General features: G+C 41.2%; 20 protein-coding genes and 2 pseudogenes. All 22 read left to right on the top strand.

Features of this window, described 5'->3' with window-relative positions; genetic code table 11:
* Nucleotides 1-137: 137 nt before the first annotated feature.
* Nucleotides 138-749 carry a hypothetical protein gene (locus C6N34_RS13345; protein ID WP_115538212.1) on the top strand — a complete coding sequence of 204 codons (612 nt, stop codon included), beginning with the start codon at nt 138-140 and terminating at the stop codon, nt 747-749.
* 72 nt (nt 750-821) lie between these two features.
* Nucleotides 822-1,247 carry a DUF29 domain-containing protein gene (locus C6N34_RS13350; RefSeq protein ID WP_115538213.1) on the top strand — a complete coding sequence of 142 codons (426 nt, stop codon included), beginning with the start codon at nt 822-824 and terminating at the stop codon, nt 1,245-1,247.
* A gap of 153 nt (nt 1,248-1,400) precedes the next feature.
* Nucleotides 1,401-1,652, top strand: a pseudogene (locus C6N34_RS13355) (Uma2 family endonuclease); the annotation flags it as partial.
* A 94-nt stretch (nt 1,653-1,746) separates the two neighbouring features.
* Nucleotides 1,747-2,358, top strand: a complete 612-nt coding sequence (locus tag C6N34_RS13360) for a hypothetical protein (protein ID WP_057176826.1) — start codon at nt 1,747-1,749, stop codon at nt 2,356-2,358.
* A 16-nt stretch (nt 2,359-2,374) separates the two neighbouring features.
* Nucleotides 2,375-2,992 carry a hypothetical protein gene (locus C6N34_RS13365; RefSeq protein WP_057176827.1) on the top strand — a complete coding sequence of 206 codons (618 nt, stop codon included), beginning with the start codon at nt 2,375-2,377 and terminating at the stop codon, nt 2,990-2,992.
* Nucleotides 2,993-3,275: 283 nt separating this feature from the next.
* Complete coding sequence (locus C6N34_RS13370) at nt 3,276-4,175, top strand: Uma2 family endonuclease (RefSeq protein WP_115538214.1); 900 nt, start codon at nt 3,276-3,278, stop codon at nt 4,173-4,175.
* A gap of 351 nt (nt 4,176-4,526) precedes the next feature.
* Nucleotides 4,527-5,306 (top strand): Uma2 family endonuclease, encoded by a 780-nt coding sequence (locus C6N34_RS13375; protein ID WP_096547345.1) that lies wholly within the window; start codon nt 4,527-4,529, stop codon nt 5,304-5,306.
* 1,021 nt (nt 5,307-6,327) lie between these two features.
* A complete protein-coding gene (locus C6N34_RS13380) occupies nt 6,328-6,408 on the top strand; it encodes a hypothetical protein (protein ID WP_235528920.1) in 81 nt (26 codons plus the stop codon).
* Nucleotides 6,393-6,626, top strand: a pseudogene (locus C6N34_RS13385) (Uma2 family endonuclease); the annotation flags it as partial. The gene C6N34_RS13380 and the pseudogene C6N34_RS13385, both read left to right, overlap by 16 nt.
* Nucleotides 6,627-6,661: 35 nt before the next feature.
* A complete protein-coding gene (locus C6N34_RS13390; RefSeq protein WP_006277523.1) occupies nt 6,662-6,946 on the top strand; it encodes a DUF2442 domain-containing protein in 285 nt (94 codons plus the stop codon).
* Nucleotides 6,947-7,348: 402 nt separating this feature from the next.
* Complete coding sequence (locus C6N34_RS13395) at nt 7,349-7,552, top strand: hypothetical protein (RefSeq protein ID WP_141304012.1); 204 nt, start codon at nt 7,349-7,351, stop codon at nt 7,550-7,552.
* A 6-nt stretch (nt 7,553-7,558) separates the two neighbouring features.
* Complete coding sequence (locus tag C6N34_RS13400; protein WP_236107083.1) at nt 7,559-8,557, top strand: Rpn family recombination-promoting nuclease/putative transposase; 999 nt, start codon at nt 7,559-7,561, stop codon at nt 8,555-8,557.
* 81 nt (nt 8,558-8,638) lie between these two features.
* Nucleotides 8,639-8,842 carry a hypothetical protein gene (locus C6N34_RS13405; protein WP_236107085.1) on the top strand — a complete coding sequence of 68 codons (204 nt, stop codon included), beginning with the start codon at nt 8,639-8,641 and terminating at the stop codon, nt 8,840-8,842.
* A 6-nt stretch (nt 8,843-8,848) separates the two neighbouring features.
* Complete coding sequence (locus C6N34_RS13410; protein ID WP_236107087.1) at nt 8,849-9,799, top strand: DUF4351 domain-containing protein; 951 nt, start codon at nt 8,849-8,851, stop codon at nt 9,797-9,799.
* Nucleotides 9,800-9,880: 81 nt separating this feature from the next.
* Nucleotides 9,881-10,084 carry a hypothetical protein gene (locus C6N34_RS13415; RefSeq protein WP_141304012.1) on the top strand — a complete coding sequence of 68 codons (204 nt, stop codon included), beginning with the start codon at nt 9,881-9,883 and terminating at the stop codon, nt 10,082-10,084.
* 6 nt (nt 10,085-10,090) lie between these two features.
* Nucleotides 10,091-11,089 (top strand): DUF4351 domain-containing protein, encoded by a 999-nt coding sequence (locus C6N34_RS13420; RefSeq protein ID WP_141304008.1) that lies wholly within the window; start codon nt 10,091-10,093, stop codon nt 11,087-11,089.
* Between the two features lie 74 nt (nt 11,090-11,163).
* Nucleotides 11,164-11,352, top strand: coding sequence for a DUF2442 domain-containing protein (locus tag C6N34_RS17245; RefSeq protein ID WP_187707327.1), 189 nt, complete (start codon nt 11,164-11,166; stop codon nt 11,350-11,352).
* Nucleotides 11,353-11,525: 173 nt separating this feature from the next.
* Nucleotides 11,526-11,765: a hypothetical protein gene (locus C6N34_RS13425; protein ID WP_057176835.1), complete on the top strand. Its 240-nt coding sequence runs from the start codon at nt 11,526-11,528 to the stop codon at nt 11,763-11,765.
* Nucleotides 11,766-11,779: 14 nt separating this feature from the next.
* Nucleotides 11,780-12,061, top strand: coding sequence for a DegT/DnrJ/EryC1/StrS family aminotransferase (locus C6N34_RS13430; RefSeq protein WP_236107089.1), 282 nt, complete (start codon nt 11,780-11,782; stop codon nt 12,059-12,061).
* A 510-nt stretch (nt 12,062-12,571) separates the two neighbouring features.
* Nucleotides 12,572-13,399, top strand: a complete 828-nt coding sequence (locus C6N34_RS13435; RefSeq protein WP_236107092.1) for a DUF4351 domain-containing protein — start codon at nt 12,572-12,574, stop codon at nt 13,397-13,399.
* Nucleotides 13,400-13,499: 100 nt separating this feature from the next.
* Nucleotides 13,500-15,338, top strand: coding sequence for an ABC transporter ATP-binding protein (locus C6N34_RS13440; protein ID WP_181884057.1), 1,839 nt, complete (start codon nt 13,500-13,502; stop codon nt 15,336-15,338).
* On the top strand, nt 15,274-15,420 hold the full coding sequence (locus tag C6N34_RS13445) for a DUF4351 domain-containing protein (RefSeq protein WP_236107094.1): 147 nt from the start codon (nt 15,274-15,276) through the stop codon (nt 15,418-15,420). The genes C6N34_RS13440 and C6N34_RS13445 overlap by 65 nt, the downstream gene beginning before the upstream one ends.
* Nucleotides 15,421-15,508: the final 88 nt, after the last annotated feature.

Raw genomic sequence — 15,508 nt, forward strand, 5'->3', positions numbered from 1 at the left:
TCGGTTGAAAACCGAATTAGGCTTTGAGACAATTCATTCCCTGTCTTCGCTTCCCAATCGCTCTCTTGATTTATAATAAATCTCAGAATAATGCTACCATTAAAAAATCTAAATTATTTAGTTGCGAAAGGTGAATAATGTCCTTTAATAACTATAAAAGTATTGCAGATGTTTTAAATGAGTTTCCTCTGATATATCAAGAGGAAACTTTCATCAAAGAAAATGTCTCCGAAATTAGTCCTTACTTCATTGAGCGATTACAATTAATACTCAAAGAGGGAGTAGTATTTAATTCAGAATATGCTATCTGTGAAAATATTATTTCTCCAATTTTAGTAGAAATTTGGCTCAAATACAAAGATAAATTGTTACTTTGGAGTCATCAGGCTTTAAATTATGATGAAAAGTTATCAGGAACGCCTGATTATATTATTGCTCAACGTTCTCCTAGAGGAAAAGTGATATTATATCAACCCTACTTAATTTTAGTTGAAGCCAAAAAAGATAACTTTGATGAAGGCTGGGGACAATGTTTAGCTGAATTAATTGCAGCACAAAAACTAAACAATAATCAACAACATAAAATATTTGGTGTTGTTTCTAATGGTAAACTTTGGGAATTTGGACAATTACAGAACGATATTTTTACTAAAAATATCAAATATTATGTTTTAGAAAACTTACTAGAATTAATGGGAGTAATTGATTTTATTTTTTCTGAAAGTGTTAATCAAGTATTAAGTAACTAGCAAAACAAGGAATTAATTTGTAAGTACGGATAGTGGGTTTTCTCAACCCCTCTTATTTTTGAGGTATACACAATGCGAATTGTCGATTATGAGGCGGACTTTTATGCTTGGGCTAACCAGCAGGCAGAACTTCTGCGACAACAGCAAGGAAATCATTTAGACTGGATGAATCTCGCTGAAGAAATCGAAGCAATGGGTCGTTCAGAAAAACGTCAGCTTGCCAGTCGCTTAGAGGTGCTCATCATGCATCTGCTAAAGTGGCAATATCAGCCCAATTTCAGATCTCGAAGTTGCCAGTTAACTATCCAAGAACAGCGCCTACGACTAGGCAAGCTTTTACAAGAAAACCCCAGTTTAAAACCCATGGTGGCGGAGATTATTTTGTCAGCCTATCCTTTAGCAGTAATAAGTGCCGAGAGAGAAACGGGCCTGTCTAACTATCCTGAAGATTGCCCCTACAGTCCAGAACAATTGCTCAGTGATCTATTTTTACCATAGGTTAACCGATTTCCTCTAGATTTTTCTCACAGTATTCTGATTTAATAAAAATGCGTGAACATTATCCTCGCTAGGATGTTACAATTTCCTTAGAAGAGACAAGCAGATAATTGAATCTTGGTAACGGCGATTAAATACAGGAGATGTTTAATAATGTATCAAAGTGATGTGTATAGCAAACCCAGCTATGAGCCCTTACCTCCTCAAGAAACATTACCAACAATGTATGAGCTACCTAGCGAATATCCGGAGGAACCAGGCTTGCCAGACGAATTTCACCTTTTACAACCAGAATTATTGCGTAGCACCTTTTGTCCACATTCTTATCCAAAAGATAATGTATTCATAGGTAGTGAATTAAATTTATACTATGACAGTAAGCATACACAATGGTATAAACGCCCTTGGTTATATTTAACCCTAGCACAGATTAAGCAGCAAGACTTCAGTGTTAGGCTAATGTGAGGGCTATTTCATTCTAAAAAAAGGGTTATAAAAAATGGCTTATAGTGACTTTACTCTAGAAAGAATCACAAAAATATTTGGCATTAACATTGAAGAAAGAACAAATGTTTTTACGGCCTTTGACCAGTTAAGAGTTGATGATTTTTTTATCAAATACTTACAAAATAATATTCCCTTAGCGCAAGCAATTGGTACAGAAAAAGCTAAATCAGAAATGATTATTGCGCCCGTTTTGATTGAAGTAAGAAGATTATTAAATAATAAAATTAGTTTATTTTCAGGAATTGATTTTAATGTTAATATTGAGCAGGGTTTAAATGGATTTTGTGATTTTTTAATTGGGTTATCATCTCAACAGTTATATGTAACAGCTCCTGTGATTGCTTTGGTGGAAGCGAAAAATGATAATCTTAAACAAGGATTCGCTCAATGTATTGCGGAAATGATTGCTGCTGCCCAATTAAATCAATCGGAGGGAAATAATGTGGAAAATATTTATGGTTGTGTTACCAATGGTAATCAGTGGGTGTTCTTGCAATTAACTGGTAATCTAGTAGTAGTTGATTTAGATGAGTACTATATAAATCAACCAGAAAAAATTATTAGTGTATTTGTGAGTCTAATTAAGTCAGAGAAAGATTTTTGATTGTGGAATTTTACTTATGCCATATAGCCAGTTTACAATCCCTAAAGTTGTGGAAGATTTTGGACTCACCTTGATTGAAAGTGGGGCATTTCTCAATGCAACTCAAACTGTCACCCTCAGTCCTTATCTTGAGGAATTTATTACTAAAAATTTACAACTCGCCATTGCGCTGAATACCGAAAAAGCCCGTTCTGAATTAATTATTTGCCCTGTTTTGTTAGCAATCAAAGAAACCTTACCCAGTATTAGCTTTTTTTCTGGGGAAGAATTTAACGTTGATGCCGATTTAGGTTTAAATGGGGTTTGTGATTACATTTTGAGCCAATCCGCCGAGCAGTTGTATGTTACTGCTCCTGTAACAATGGTGGTGGAAGCGAAAAAGGAAAATCTCAAAGGGGGATTAGGGCAGTGTATTGCTGAAATGGTTGCCGCTTGGAAGTTTAATACAGAGCGCAACAGTACCATCAGTTGCATTTATGGTGTCGTAACCACTGGCACAGTGTGGCGATTTCTCAAATTACAGGAGCAAACCGTAACTATAGACCTTAATGAATATCCACTACCCCCAATTAACTCAATTTTGGCAAAACTGACCCAGATGATGTTCCCACAATCAATGGACACCGTGCGATGAATGAAGCAGTTGAATCTTTGAAATGTGCGATCGCCAATAAACTTACATAAACAACCTCAGTAGTTGAGTGGGGTAGAAACCAACTTGATTCAAGTTAAAATAAAATGCGATCGCTTAATGTGTGACTCAAAAAAATGTGGTAATTATCAGGTGTACAAATGTTGGGTTATTAAACTCAACCTACGGTATAATACAGTATAGTGTTGATAACGACCATAGAAATTTTGTAGAGACCATACATACAAAGTCTACACAAGAGTTCTAAATAAGGAGATAATGAATCATGTATCAAAGTGAAGCACCTCCACTAAAAACCATATCCACGGATTTACCCAGTCAGGATATTGATAAGGATATTGATGAAGAATTAGACTCTACAATTCATCCCCGTCCACCCTGGGAAACCTTGCCCACCATGTATGACCTACCCAGTGAAAATCCGGAGGAACCAGGTTTGCCAGACGAATTTCATGACTTTCAACCCCAATTATTGCGTGAAACTTGCCAATCTTCAGTTTATCCCCGAGAGGAAATGTTTATTGGTACAGATTTAAACTTGTACTATGATGTGCATCATTTTTCATGGTATAAAAGACCAGATTGGTTTTTAGTATTAGGCGCACCCGCTTCTGAAACCCAGCAAGATATGCGGTTGAGTTATGTAATTTGGCAAGAAGGATTCGCTCCATTTTTAATAGTGGAATTATTATCACCAGGTACAGAAGGGGAAGATTTAGGAAAAACATTAAGAAGTGCCAATAAACCCCCAACAAAATGGCAAACTTATGAGCAGTATTTGCGCTCACCTTACTATATCATTTTCGACAGATATGAAAATCAACTGCGAGTATTCCAACTATTGGGAATAAAATATCAAGCGGTGGAACTGACAGAGTCAAAATTCTGGTTTCCTGAGCTAAAATTGGGGGTAGGAGTTTGGTCAGGAAAATATCAAGGTATAGAAGGTTTATGGCTACGTTGGTATAATGAAGATGGTGATTGGATAGCTACTTTAGCTGAAACAGCAGAACAGGAAAAACTACGAGCAGAACAGGAGAAACTACGAGCAGAACAGGAAAAACTACGAGCAGAACAGGAAAAGCAACGAGCAGAACAGGAAAAACTACGGGCGGACAAATTAGCTGAAAAATTGGCAGCTCTGGGTGTAAGTTTGGATGAATAAAATCCGCCACCACAAAAGCTGGAGGGAAAACCCTTCATGAAGTCGGGTTCGTTTTCAGTCGCAGCAAGCGTAACTTCATTTAACCGCATTGAGAATAAGCTAAGATAGACCAGTATGGTTTATCTTAACCCAGCCCACAAATCATCTACGACAGAACAAGTCGCTTGAAAACCGAATTAGGCTTTGAGACAGGGAATTGATTCCTTGTCTCCCCCAGGGACAGTCTCCAGGTGTGGGAAGACAGGTTGAGTATTTATTGATCGGCGGTTATGCTTTAAGATACTATGGTTAAAGAGACAAGTATATAATTCAATCTTGGGAACAGCGATTAAATACAGGAGATGTTTAATAATGTATCAAAGTGATGTGTATAGCAAACCCAGCTATGAGCCATTACCTCCTCAAGAAACATTACCAACAATGTATGACCTACCTAGCGAATATCCGGAGGAACCAGGCTTGCCAGACGAATTTCACCTTTTACAACCAGAATTATTGCGTAGCACCTTTTGTCCACCTTCTTATCCAAAAGATAATGTATTCATAGGTAGTGACTTAAATTTATACTATGACAGTAAGCATACACAATGGTATAAACGCCCTGATTGGTTTGCAGTTTTAGGTGTATCCCGTTTTTATGAACAAACAGAACTAAGATTAAGTTATGTTACTTGGTGTGAAGGAACATATCCATTTGTTGTGGTAGAACTAATATCACCAGGAACGGAAAAGGAAGACCTAGGTAAAAATTTACGAGAAGTTAATCAACCCCCTAATAAATGGACAGTATATGAGCAAATTCTAAGAATCCCCTATTATTTTGTCTATAACCGTTATACCAACGAATTTCACTGTTTTGGTTTAGTAATGAACCGTTATCAACCGCTATCTATTAATGGATTAGGAATATGGCTAGAAGAAGCTGAATTGGGTTTAGGATTATGGGTTGGAGAATATCAAGGACTAACCAGACAATGGTTGCGTTGGTATGATAAAGATAATAATTGGTTGCCTACTCCAGAAGAAAGAGCAACCCAACTGGCAAAACAAGAAAAACAGCGGGCAGATTTAGCGGAAGCAGAATTAGCTAAACTAAGACAATTAATAGCAGAACAAGGAATTAATTTGTAAGTACAAAGTACAGATGGTGGGTTTTCTCAACCCCTCCTATTTTTGAGGTATACACAATGCGAATTGTCGATTATGAGGCGGACTTTTATGCTTGGGCTAACCAGCAGGCAGAACTTCTGCGACAACAGCGGTAATTCCTTCTTCCTTGCTACCGTTTGTCCCAATTTTGAAGGGGGGTAATAGTGAGGTAAATCTGCGTCAGGCTCTACTCAATATGATCTCGGTTCATACCAACCAGACTCACCCACAGCTACGAGAGTCGAGTGGCAGGGTTTTTCTGTCTCAATTTTAACCTATAACCAATAATCACCCACGACAAAACCAGTCGGGTTTAACCCACTTGAGCTTTGCGATCTTCTGTATGGAGTGCTTAGCAATCGCATTTATACATATACAGTTGGTTTGTTGGGTTTCGTGCCTCAACCCAACCTACGACTATTCACGACAAAACCACTCGGTTTCAACCGACTTGAGCTTTGCGATCTCCTGTATGGAGTGCTTAGCAATCGCATTTATACATATACAGTTGGTTTGTTGGGTTTCGTGCCTCAACCCAACCTACGACTATTCACGACAAAACCACTCGGTTTCAACCGACTTGAGCTTTGCGATCTCCTGTATGGAGTGCTTAGCAATCGCATTTATACATATACAGTTGGTTTGTTGGGTTTCGTGCCTCAACCCAACCTACGATTATTCACGACAAAACCAGTCGGTTGAAACCGACTTGAGCTTTGCGATCTCCTGTTATGAGTCCGAAATTATGGGTTGTAGGGCCTATCAGGACTATCGGGTGATTAATTTGTGGGAGATTGAGGGGGAGACGGTGTTTGAGCAAAATCTGTCTTCCTTGCTAGAGACTATACTAGCAAATAAGTTCCCAGATTTGACGAAGGAGATGATTATGCAGTTGCTGGATTTGAAACAAACGGATATTACCCAGTCTCGTTTTTATCAAGAGATTCGAACGGAGTGTCTTGAGGAAGGTCTCCAGGAAGGTCGTCAGGAACAGGCGATCGCCATGGTGATTCGCCAACTAACTCGGCGACTGGGGGAGTTGTCGGAGCGACGGGTGGGACAGATCCGGAAGATATGCGGTTGAGTTACGTAATTTGGCAAGAAGGATTCGCTCCATTTTTAATAGTGGAATTATTATCACCAGGTACAGAAGGGGAAGATTTAGGAAAAACATTAAGAAGTGCCAATAAACCCCCAACAAAATGGCAAACTTATGAGCAGTATTTGCGCTCACCTTACTATATCATTTTCGACAGATATGAAAATCAACTGCGAGTATTCCAACTATTGGGAATAAAATATACTGAATAATCAAGTAGAATTACTGGAGAAATGGCATGAACTCTCAGATTAAAACTCCCTGGCTAAAAGCGATAAAGGTAGTTCCTTTGGATGGTTTTCGTTTGCAGGTCATCTTTGAAAATGGGCAAGAGATGAGGCTTTCCCTGGAAAAATTAATTCAAACCCGAGAGCGTTACTGGCGTCTAAAGAGTCCTCGTTATTTTCGTCAGGCTCAGATAGATACACTAGGGGGGATTTGCTGGCCTGAAGGGGAAGATTTGGCACCGGATGGATTGGAACGGTATCTGATAATAGATACAACAAACTCACATATACCATAATTTAGCCAGTAACACTTCTATCTCAATGACGATAAATTTAGACCTCGGGGGTGGTAGTTAACAGCAGTGTGTGCAAAACAGACTGGCGATCGCCCATAGGGAGTGCTTCCCAATCGCCCTTTTAATTTGAAACAAATTCACATACACCATAATTACCCACGACAAAACCAGTCGGTTTTCAACCGACTTGAGCTTTGAGACCGGGAATTGATTCCCGGTCTCCCCCACGGACAGTCTCCAGGCGCAGGTTAATTCAAACAATCACGGGTAATTCCTTGGCGAGATCCTGTGAGGAGTGCTTCCTAATCGCCCTTTTAATTTGAAACAAATGTTGGGTGGTGTAGAAACCAGCTCACCCTATGTGTAATAAGCCATCAGCCTTTTTGCCCAGTCCAGGTTATAATGTGGGTGCGGAGTTACCTAACGGATTTGAGGGAAAGGCAAAACCTAAGTCCTAATGTAACCTTGTTACAGTTGTTAGGAACGAATGAAGAGGAGATAGGTAAGGAACTGTTGCAAAATGCAGAAGTTGAATCTTTACTGGATTTTAGACAGGTTTCTGATTTAGAAGCATGGTTAAAAGACGCAGAAAAATCCATTGTGTGATTGTTTATGGTAAAAAAATCAGATATTGGCGGTAAACGTTTAATTGGACTTAGTCCACAAGCTTGGGGGCGTTGGGTCACGGGGGATAAAACGATCAAAGTTCAGGAAATTATTAACAGTGAACTTCAATGGATCGAGCGGGAAAGTGATGTTTTGCTCAAGGCCCATAGTCCTGAGTGTGGCGATTTTATTCTACTGAATGAGCTACAACTGCGCCATGATGCTAAGATGCCCCGAAGAATGCGAGCTTATGCTGCTCTAGTAGAGGAAAAGTATGGGCTACTAGTCTATCCAGTGGTCGTCAATATTCTTCAACCTGGGCCGACGGAGATAATTCGCAACCGTTATGAGTCCGAAATTATGGGTTGTAGGGCCTATCAGGACTATCGGGTGATTAATTTGTGGGAGATTGAGGCGGAGACGGTGTTTGAGCAAAATCTGTCTTCCTTGCTACCGTTTGTCCCAATTTTGAAGGGGGGTAATAGTGAGGTAAATCTGCGTCAGGCTCTACTCAATCTTCGCAAGAATCAAGTGTTGGGGGATTTGGAGCCGTTGTTGTCTTTTTTTGCTAGCTTTGTATTTGATATCCCTTTAGTACAACAAATGATGAGGTGGGACATGACGGTATTACGTGAATCGCCCTGGTACAACGAAATTCTTAAGGAAGGTCTTCAGGAAGGTCTTCAGAAAGGTCTTCAGGAAGGAAGACAAGAAGGTCTTCAGGAAGGAAGACAAGAAGGAAGACAAGAAGGAAGACAAGAAGGAAGACAAGAAGGACAGCGAAAGATAATATTACTGTTGCTGAATCACAAGTTTGATGGAATCGAGTCACCTGTGGTGGAAAGGATAAACAGACTATCACTAGAGCAATTAGAAGCAATGGGTGAATCTTTACTGGATTTTAGACAGATTTCTGATTTAGAAGCGTGGTTAAAAGACGCAGAAAAATCCAATGATCTAAAACCACAAGTTGATATCCAAAATGGCAATCAACTGGATGTGTAATCGGTTACAGTGTCTACAACGAGCGATTGCGAAGCAATCGCCCGTGGCAAGGTTTGTTGATTTTGCCCAGTCCAGGTTATAATGTGGGTGCGGAGTTACCTAACGGATTTGAGGGAAAGGCAAAACCTAAGTCCTAATGTAACCTTGTTACAGTTGTTAGGAACGAATGAAGAGGAGATAGGTAAGGAACTGTTGCAAAATGCAGAAGCTGAATCTTTACTGGATTTTAGAAAGATTTCTGATTTAGAAGCATGGTTAAAAGACGCAGAAAAATCCATTGTGTGATTATTTATGGTAAAAAAATCAGATATTGGCGGTAAACGTTTAATTGGACTTAGTCCACAAGCTTGGGGGCGTTGGGTCACGGGGGATAAAACGATCAAAGTTCAGGAAATTATTAACAGTGAACTTCAATGGATCGAGCGGGAAAGTGATGTTTTGCTCAAGGCCCATAGTCCTGAGTGTGGCGATTTTATTCTACTGAATGAGCTACAACTGCGCCATGATGCTAAGATGCCCCGAAGAATGCGAGCTTATGCTGCTCTAGTAGAGGAAAAGTATGGGCTACTAGTCTATCCAGTGGTCGTCAATATTCTTCAACCTGGGCCGACGGAGATAATTCGCAACCGTTATGAGTCCGAAATTATGGGTTGTAGGGCCTATCAGGACTATCGGGTGATTAATTTGTGGGAGATTGAGGCGGAGACGGTGTTTGAGCAAAATCTGTCTTCCTTGCTACCGTTTGTCCCAATTTTGAAGGGGGGTAATAGTGAGGTAAATCTGCGTCAGGCTCTACTCAATCTTCGCAAGAATCAAGTGTTGGGGGATTTGGAGCCGTTGTTGTCTTTTTTTGCTAGCTTTGTATTTGATATCCCTTTAGTACAACAAATGATGAGGTGGGACATGACGGTATTACGTGAATCGCCCTGGTACAACGAAATTCTTAAGGAAGGTCTTCAGAAAGGTCTTCAGGAAGGCGAACTTCGAGGAGAACAACGTGGAAGACAAGAAGGACAGCGAAAGATAATATTACTGTTGCTGAATCACAAGTTTGATGGAATCGAGTCACCTGTGGTGGAAAGGATAAACAGACTATCACTAGAGCAATTAGAAGCAATGGGTGAATCTTTACTGGATTTTAGACAGATTTCTGATTTAGAAGCGTGGTTAAAAGACGCAGAAAAATCCAATGATCTAAAACCACAAGTTGATATCCAAAATGGCAATCAACTGGATGTGTAATCGGTTACAGTGTCTACAACGAGCGATTGCGAAGCAATCGCCCGTGGCAAGGTTTGTTGATTTTGCCCAGTCCAGGTTATAATGTGGGTGCGGAGTTACCTAACGGATTTGAGGGAAAGGCAAAACCTAAGTCCTAATGTAACCTTGTTACAGTTGTTAGGAACGAATGAAGAGGAGATAGGTAAGGAACTGTTGCAAAATGCAGAAGTTGAATCTTTACTGGATTTTAGACAGGTTTCTGATTTAGAAGCATGGTTAAAAGACGCAGAAAAATCCATTGTGTGATTGTTTATGGTAAAAAAATCAGATATTGGCGGTAAACGTTTAATTGGACTTAGTCCACAAGCTTGGGGGCGTTGGGTCACGGGGGATAAAACGATCAAAGTTCAGGAAATTATTAACAGTGAACTTCAATGGATCGAGCGGGAAAGTGATGTTTTGCTCAAGGCCCATAGTCCTGAGTGTGGCGATTTTATTCTACTGAATGAGCTACAACTGCGCCATGATGCTAAGATGCCCCGAAGAATGCGAGCTTATGCTGCTCTAGTAGAGGAAAAGTATGGGCTACTAGTCTATCCAGTGGTCGTCAATATTCTTCAACCTGGGCCGACGGAGATAATTCGCAACCGTTATGAGTCCGAAATTATGGGTTGTAGGGCCTATCAGGACTATCGGGTGATTAATTTGTGGGAGATTGAGGCGGAGACGGTGTTTGAGCAAAATCTGTCTTCCTTGCTACCGTTTGTCCCAATTTTGAAGGGGGGTAATAGTGAGGTAAATCTGCGTCAGGCTCTACTCAATCTTCGCAAGAATCAAGTGTTGGGGGATTTGGAGCCGTTGTTGTCTTTTTTTGCTAGCTTTGTATTTGATATCCCTTTAGTACAACAAATGATGAGGTGGGACATGACGGTATTACGTGAATCGCCCTGGTACAACGAAATTCTTAAGGAAGGTCTTCAGGAAGGTCTTCAGGAAGGTCTTCAGAAAGGTCGTCAGGAAGGTCTTCAGGAAGGCGAACTTCGAGGAGAACAACGTGGAAGACAAGAAGGAAGACAAGAAGGACAGCGAAAGATAATATTACTGTTGCTGAATCACAAGTTTGATGGAATCGAGTCACCTGTGGTGGAAAGGATAAACAGACTATCACTAGAGCAATTAGAAGCAATGGGTGAATCTTTACTGGATTTTAGACAGATTTCTGATTTAGAAGCGTGGTTAAAAGACGCAGAAAAATCCAATGATCTAAAACCACAAGTTGATATCCAAAATGGCAATCAACTGGATGTGTAATCGGTTACAGTGTCTACAACGAGCGATTGCTTCGCAATCGCCCTTTGCAGGTCATCTTTGAAAATGGGCAATAGATGAGGCTTTCCCTGGAAAAATTAATTCAAACCCGAGAGCGTTACTGGCGTCTAAAGAGTCCTCGTTATTTTCGTCAGGCTCAGATAGATACACTAGGGGGGATTTGCTGGCCTGAAGGGGAAGATTTGGCACCGGATGGATTGGAACGGTATCTGATAATAGATACAACAAACTCACATATACCATAATTTAGCCAGTAACACTTCTATCTCAATGACGATAAATTTAGACCTCGGGGGTGGTAGTTAACAGCAGTGTGTGCAAAACAGACTGGCGATCGCCCATAGGGAGTGCTTCCCAATCGCCCTTTTAATTTGAAATAAATTCATATAAACAACGCTGTTGAGGGGGTCAAAACCGGTTGACCCGATGTGTAATCGAAATCTGTAATGTTAAACCATCTTACCAATCTTTTAATACTCCTATATCAATCATTCGTCCTTTTAATACCTATGGACCTCGACAATCAGCACAGCTTGTGGGATGGGAACCTTTATATGGTGGGCGTGAGGGATTTAAGCAGGGTTTGGCAGAAACGGCAGAATGGTTTATGAACCCGACAAATTTGGCAGGGTATAAGAGCGATCGCTACAACATTTGAGGGTCACTGGGGAAGTGGAAAAACTGGAACAGAATTTTTTATGCGGGCTAAAAGCTGTATTGGGAGAGCCGAATCCTTTTGTGCCACTCCATGAGCCTGAGTTTATGGGTAATGAGTGGGAATTGGTCAAAAATTGCCTTGATTCCACCTTTGTTTCGTCTGTTGGTAAATACGTTGATCGCTTTGAGGTCATGCTGGCGGAATATACAGGAGCAAAATATGCTGTAGCGGTAGTAAATGGCACTGCTGCTCTGCATATCGCTTTGTTATTGGCAGGGGTTAGACCGGTGCTTTGAAGTTGCATTTATATATATCCCGTTGGTTTGTTGGGTTTCGTGCCTCAACCCAACCTACGATTACCCACGACAAAACCAGTCGGGTTTAACCGACTTGCGCTTTGAGACCGAGAATTGATTCCCGGTCTCCCCCACGGACAGTCTCCAGGTAAGGGTTAATTTAAACAATGACGAGTAATTCCTTGGGGATCTCCCAATGATGTAAAGAAATGTAAAATAATCGCAATCCTTGGTTTATTTATGCAACAAGTTATGATATTATGCCGGCATGAGGTAATTGTTCCTCCTGTTTCTAAATGAAATATAAACTAAACCATAAGGTGCAGAGCTTTGACGGTCTATATGATCTCAGTTCGTACCAACTAGACTCATCTACCTAGGTGGCTAGTGGTAGGATGTCTCTGTCTCAATTTTAAACTATAACGAATAATCACGGGTAATTCGTTGGCGATCGCACTCTCCCTAGTCCGGAGCATCAGGCCTCCTTGGATCGAGCGGGAAAGTGATGTTTTGCTCAAGGCCCATAGTCCTGAGTGTGGCGATTTTATTCTACTGAATGAGCTACAACTGCGCCATGATGCTAAGATGCCCCGAAGAATGCGAGCTTATGCTGCTCTAGTAGAGGAAAAGTATGGGCTACTAGTCTATCCAGTGGTCGTCAATATTCTTCAACCTGGGCCGACGGAGATAATTCCCAGCCATTATGAGTCGGAAATTATGGGCTGTAGGGCCTATCAGGACTATCGGGTGATTAATTTGTGGGAGATTGAGGCGGAGACGGTGTTTGAGCAAAATCTGTCTTCCTTGCTACCGTTTGTCCCAATTTTGAAGGGGGGTAATAGTGAGGTAAATCTCCGTCAGGCTCTACTCAGTCTTCACAAGAATGAAGTGTTGGGGGATTTGGAGCCGTTGTTGTCTTTTCTTGCTAGCTTTGTATTTGATATCCCTTTAGTGCAACAAATGATGAGGTGGGACATGACGGTATTACGTGAATCGCCCTGGTACAACGAAATTCTTAAGGAAGGTCTTCAGGAAGGTCTTCAGAAAGGTCTTCAGGAAGGCGAACTTCGAGGAGAACAACGTGGAAGACAAGAAGGAAGACAAGAAGGACAGCAAAAGATAATATTACTGTTGCTGAATCACAAGTTTGATGGAATTGAGTTACCTGTGGTGGAAAGGATAAACAGACTATCATTAGAGCAATTAGAAGCACTGGGTGAATCTTTACTGGATTTTAAACAGATTTCTGATTTAGAAGCATGGTTAAAAGACGCAGAAAAATCCAATGATCTAAAACCACAAGTTGATATCCAAAATGGCAATCAACTGGATGTGTAATCGGTCACAATGTCTACAACGAGCGATTGCTTCGCAATCGCCCTTTTGATTTAAAATAAATTTACATGTACCACAATTAATAGACTACAATCACCCACCCATGTCCCTACCTCAAGACCTCCACCGACTATACCGCCTGCTCCCTTCCCATCGTCGTCAACAACTACTGTGGTTATTTATCCTCATGCTGCTCACTGCTACTAGTGAAGTCATTAGCCTAGGAGCAGTCCTCCCCTTTTTAGGTGCCCTAAGTAACGCCAACGGAGTGCTACAAAATCCCACATTCCAACCCCTTTGGCAGAAATTAGAAGTCTCCACCACCTTTCACCTGGTACTTTGGTTGGCTGGAACCTTTGGTATGGCAGTCATATTAGCCAATATCCTACGCATAATTACTCTCCGCTCCCAATTGAGATTTGCAGCCGCCATAGCCAGTGAACTCAGTTGTGAAGTGTATCGCCGGGTTTTGTATCAACCCTACAGCTTTCATGTTCGCCACAGCAGTAACGAATTAATTGCCGGGATTACAAGTGATATTAGTCTGGTGAGTAACACTATTTTACCCCAAACTCTATTGTTGGCGGTCAATACAATGATTGTCATTGCCCTGGTGCTATCGGTTGTGATCATCAGTCCAGGAATTGCTATTGGGACAGCAGTAACCCTGGGGGTCAGTTACTGGATTTTGCTAGAAGTGAGCAAACACACTTTAGCTAATAATAGCCATACTATTACCAGTCAGAACCGATTTTTGATTAAGTATCTGCAAGAGGGTTTAGGGGGAATCAGAGATGTAATTCTGGAAAGGAACCAAGGCATATTCGTCAATAGCTATGGTCAGGTAGATAGACCACTGCGGTTGGCAAGTGCCAATAATGTTTTAATCAGCTCAGTACCTCGTTATGTTATTGAACCTATAGCCATGGTGGCAATCTGTACCATTGCCGTGGTCATGGCATATCAGCAGGAGCAATTAGCTAGAGTAGTTCCCATTTTAGGGGCTTTAGCTTTAGCTGCCAACCGCCTCTTACCAGCTTTACAGGGATGCTTTGGTTCAATTGCATCCCTGCGGGGGAACCAAGTATCTCTGCAAAAGGTTTTAGAGAAGTTGGCCATGCCCGTGGATATGTTGCCCATCCCCCAGGGAATGGGAAAGCCTTTAAATCAGAGCTTACAGTTACGGAATATCTGGTTTCGTTATAGTCCATCCACACCTTGGGTATTACGGGATTTGTGTTTGGAGATTAAAGCCAATACCACCGTGGGTTTTATCGGTACCACTGGTAGTGGTAAAAGTACCACAGCAGACCTGATTCTGGGGTTATTACAGCCAGAAAAGGGAGAGATTTTAGTAGATGGGGAACCCCTAGAAGGAGAAAGATTAGCCAATTGGCAACGCACTATTGCCCATGTACCTCAAAGTATTTTTCTCAGTGATGCTACCATAGCGGAAAATATTGCCTTTGGTGTACCCCTGGGTGAAATAGATATGGAGCGAGTGCAGGAAGCAGCAAGACTAGCTCAAATTGCGGATTTTATAGAAGGTCGAGAGGGAGGATATGAAGAAATTGTGGGTGAGCGGGGTATTCGGTTATCTGGTGGTCAGCGTCAACGAATTGGCATTGCCAGGGCATTGTATAAACGAGCTTCTGTAATTGTTTTGGATGAGGCCACCAGCGCCCTAGATAATACCACAGAAAAGGAAGTGATGGCAGCAATTGAGGGGTTAAGTCATCGGTTAACTGTGATTTTGATTGCTCATCGATTGAGTACGCTGGAAAAATGCGATCGCATTTTTCAGTTGGATCAGGGACAGGTTTGTCAAGAAGGCGATCGCCATGGTGATTCGCCAACTAACTCGGCGACTGGGGGAGTTGTCGGAGCAACGGGTGGGACAGATCCGGCAATTGTCAGTACCTCAATTAGAAGCACTGGCTGAATCTTTACTGGACTTTAGACAGATTTCTGATTTAGAAGCATGGTTAAAAGACGCAGAAAAATCCAATGATCTGAGGAGATAGGTAAGGAACTGTTGCAAAATGCAGAAGCTGAATCTTTACTGGATTTTAGACAGATTTCTGATTTAGAAGCATGGTTAAAAGACGCAGA

The sequence above is a fragment of the Cylindrospermopsis raciborskii Cr2010 genome (genome assembly GCF_003367075.2).
Lineage (GTDB): Bacteria > Cyanobacteriota > Cyanobacteriia > Cyanobacteriales > Nostocaceae > Raphidiopsis > Raphidiopsis raciborskii.

Coding starts and splice junctions, on each gene's coding strand:
- C6N34_RS13345 (WP_115538212.1), top strand. CDS start 138: ATGTCCTTTAATAACTATAAAAGTATTGCAGATGTTTTAAATGAGTTT.
- C6N34_RS13350 (WP_115538213.1), top strand. CDS start 822: ATGCGAATTGTCGATTATGAGGCGGACTTTTATGCTTGGGCTAACCAG.
- C6N34_RS13360 (WP_057176826.1), top strand. CDS start 1,747: ATGGCTTATAGTGACTTTACTCTAGAAAGAATCACAAAAATATTTGGC.
- C6N34_RS13365 (WP_057176827.1), top strand. CDS start 2,375: ATGCCATATAGCCAGTTTACAATCCCTAAAGTTGTGGAAGATTTTGGA.
- C6N34_RS13370 (WP_115538214.1), top strand. CDS start 3,276: ATGTATCAAAGTGAAGCACCTCCACTAAAAACCATATCCACGGATTTA.
- C6N34_RS13375 (WP_096547345.1), top strand. CDS start 4,527: ATGTATCAAAGTGATGTGTATAGCAAACCCAGCTATGAGCCATTACCT.
- C6N34_RS13380 (WP_235528920.1), top strand. CDS start 6,328: ATGGTGATTCGCCAACTAACTCGGCGACTGGGGGAGTTGTCGGAGCGA.
- C6N34_RS13390 (WP_006277523.1), top strand. CDS start 6,662: ATGAACTCTCAGATTAAAACTCCCTGGCTAAAAGCGATAAAGGTAGTT.
- C6N34_RS13395 (WP_141304012.1), top strand. CDS start 7,349: ATGTGGGTGCGGAGTTACCTAACGGATTTGAGGGAAAGGCAAAACCTA.
- C6N34_RS13400 (WP_236107083.1), top strand. CDS start 7,559: ATGGTAAAAAAATCAGATATTGGCGGTAAACGTTTAATTGGACTTAGT.
- C6N34_RS13405 (WP_236107085.1), top strand. CDS start 8,639: ATGTGGGTGCGGAGTTACCTAACGGATTTGAGGGAAAGGCAAAACCTA.
- C6N34_RS13410 (WP_236107087.1), top strand. CDS start 8,849: ATGGTAAAAAAATCAGATATTGGCGGTAAACGTTTAATTGGACTTAGT.
- C6N34_RS13415 (WP_141304012.1), top strand. CDS start 9,881: ATGTGGGTGCGGAGTTACCTAACGGATTTGAGGGAAAGGCAAAACCTA.
- C6N34_RS13420 (WP_141304008.1), top strand. CDS start 10,091: ATGGTAAAAAAATCAGATATTGGCGGTAAACGTTTAATTGGACTTAGT.
- C6N34_RS17245 (WP_187707327.1), top strand. CDS start 11,164: ATGAGGCTTTCCCTGGAAAAATTAATTCAAACCCGAGAGCGTTACTGG.
- C6N34_RS13440 (WP_181884057.1), top strand. CDS start 13,500: ATGTCCCTACCTCAAGACCTCCACCGACTATACCGCCTGCTCCCTTCC.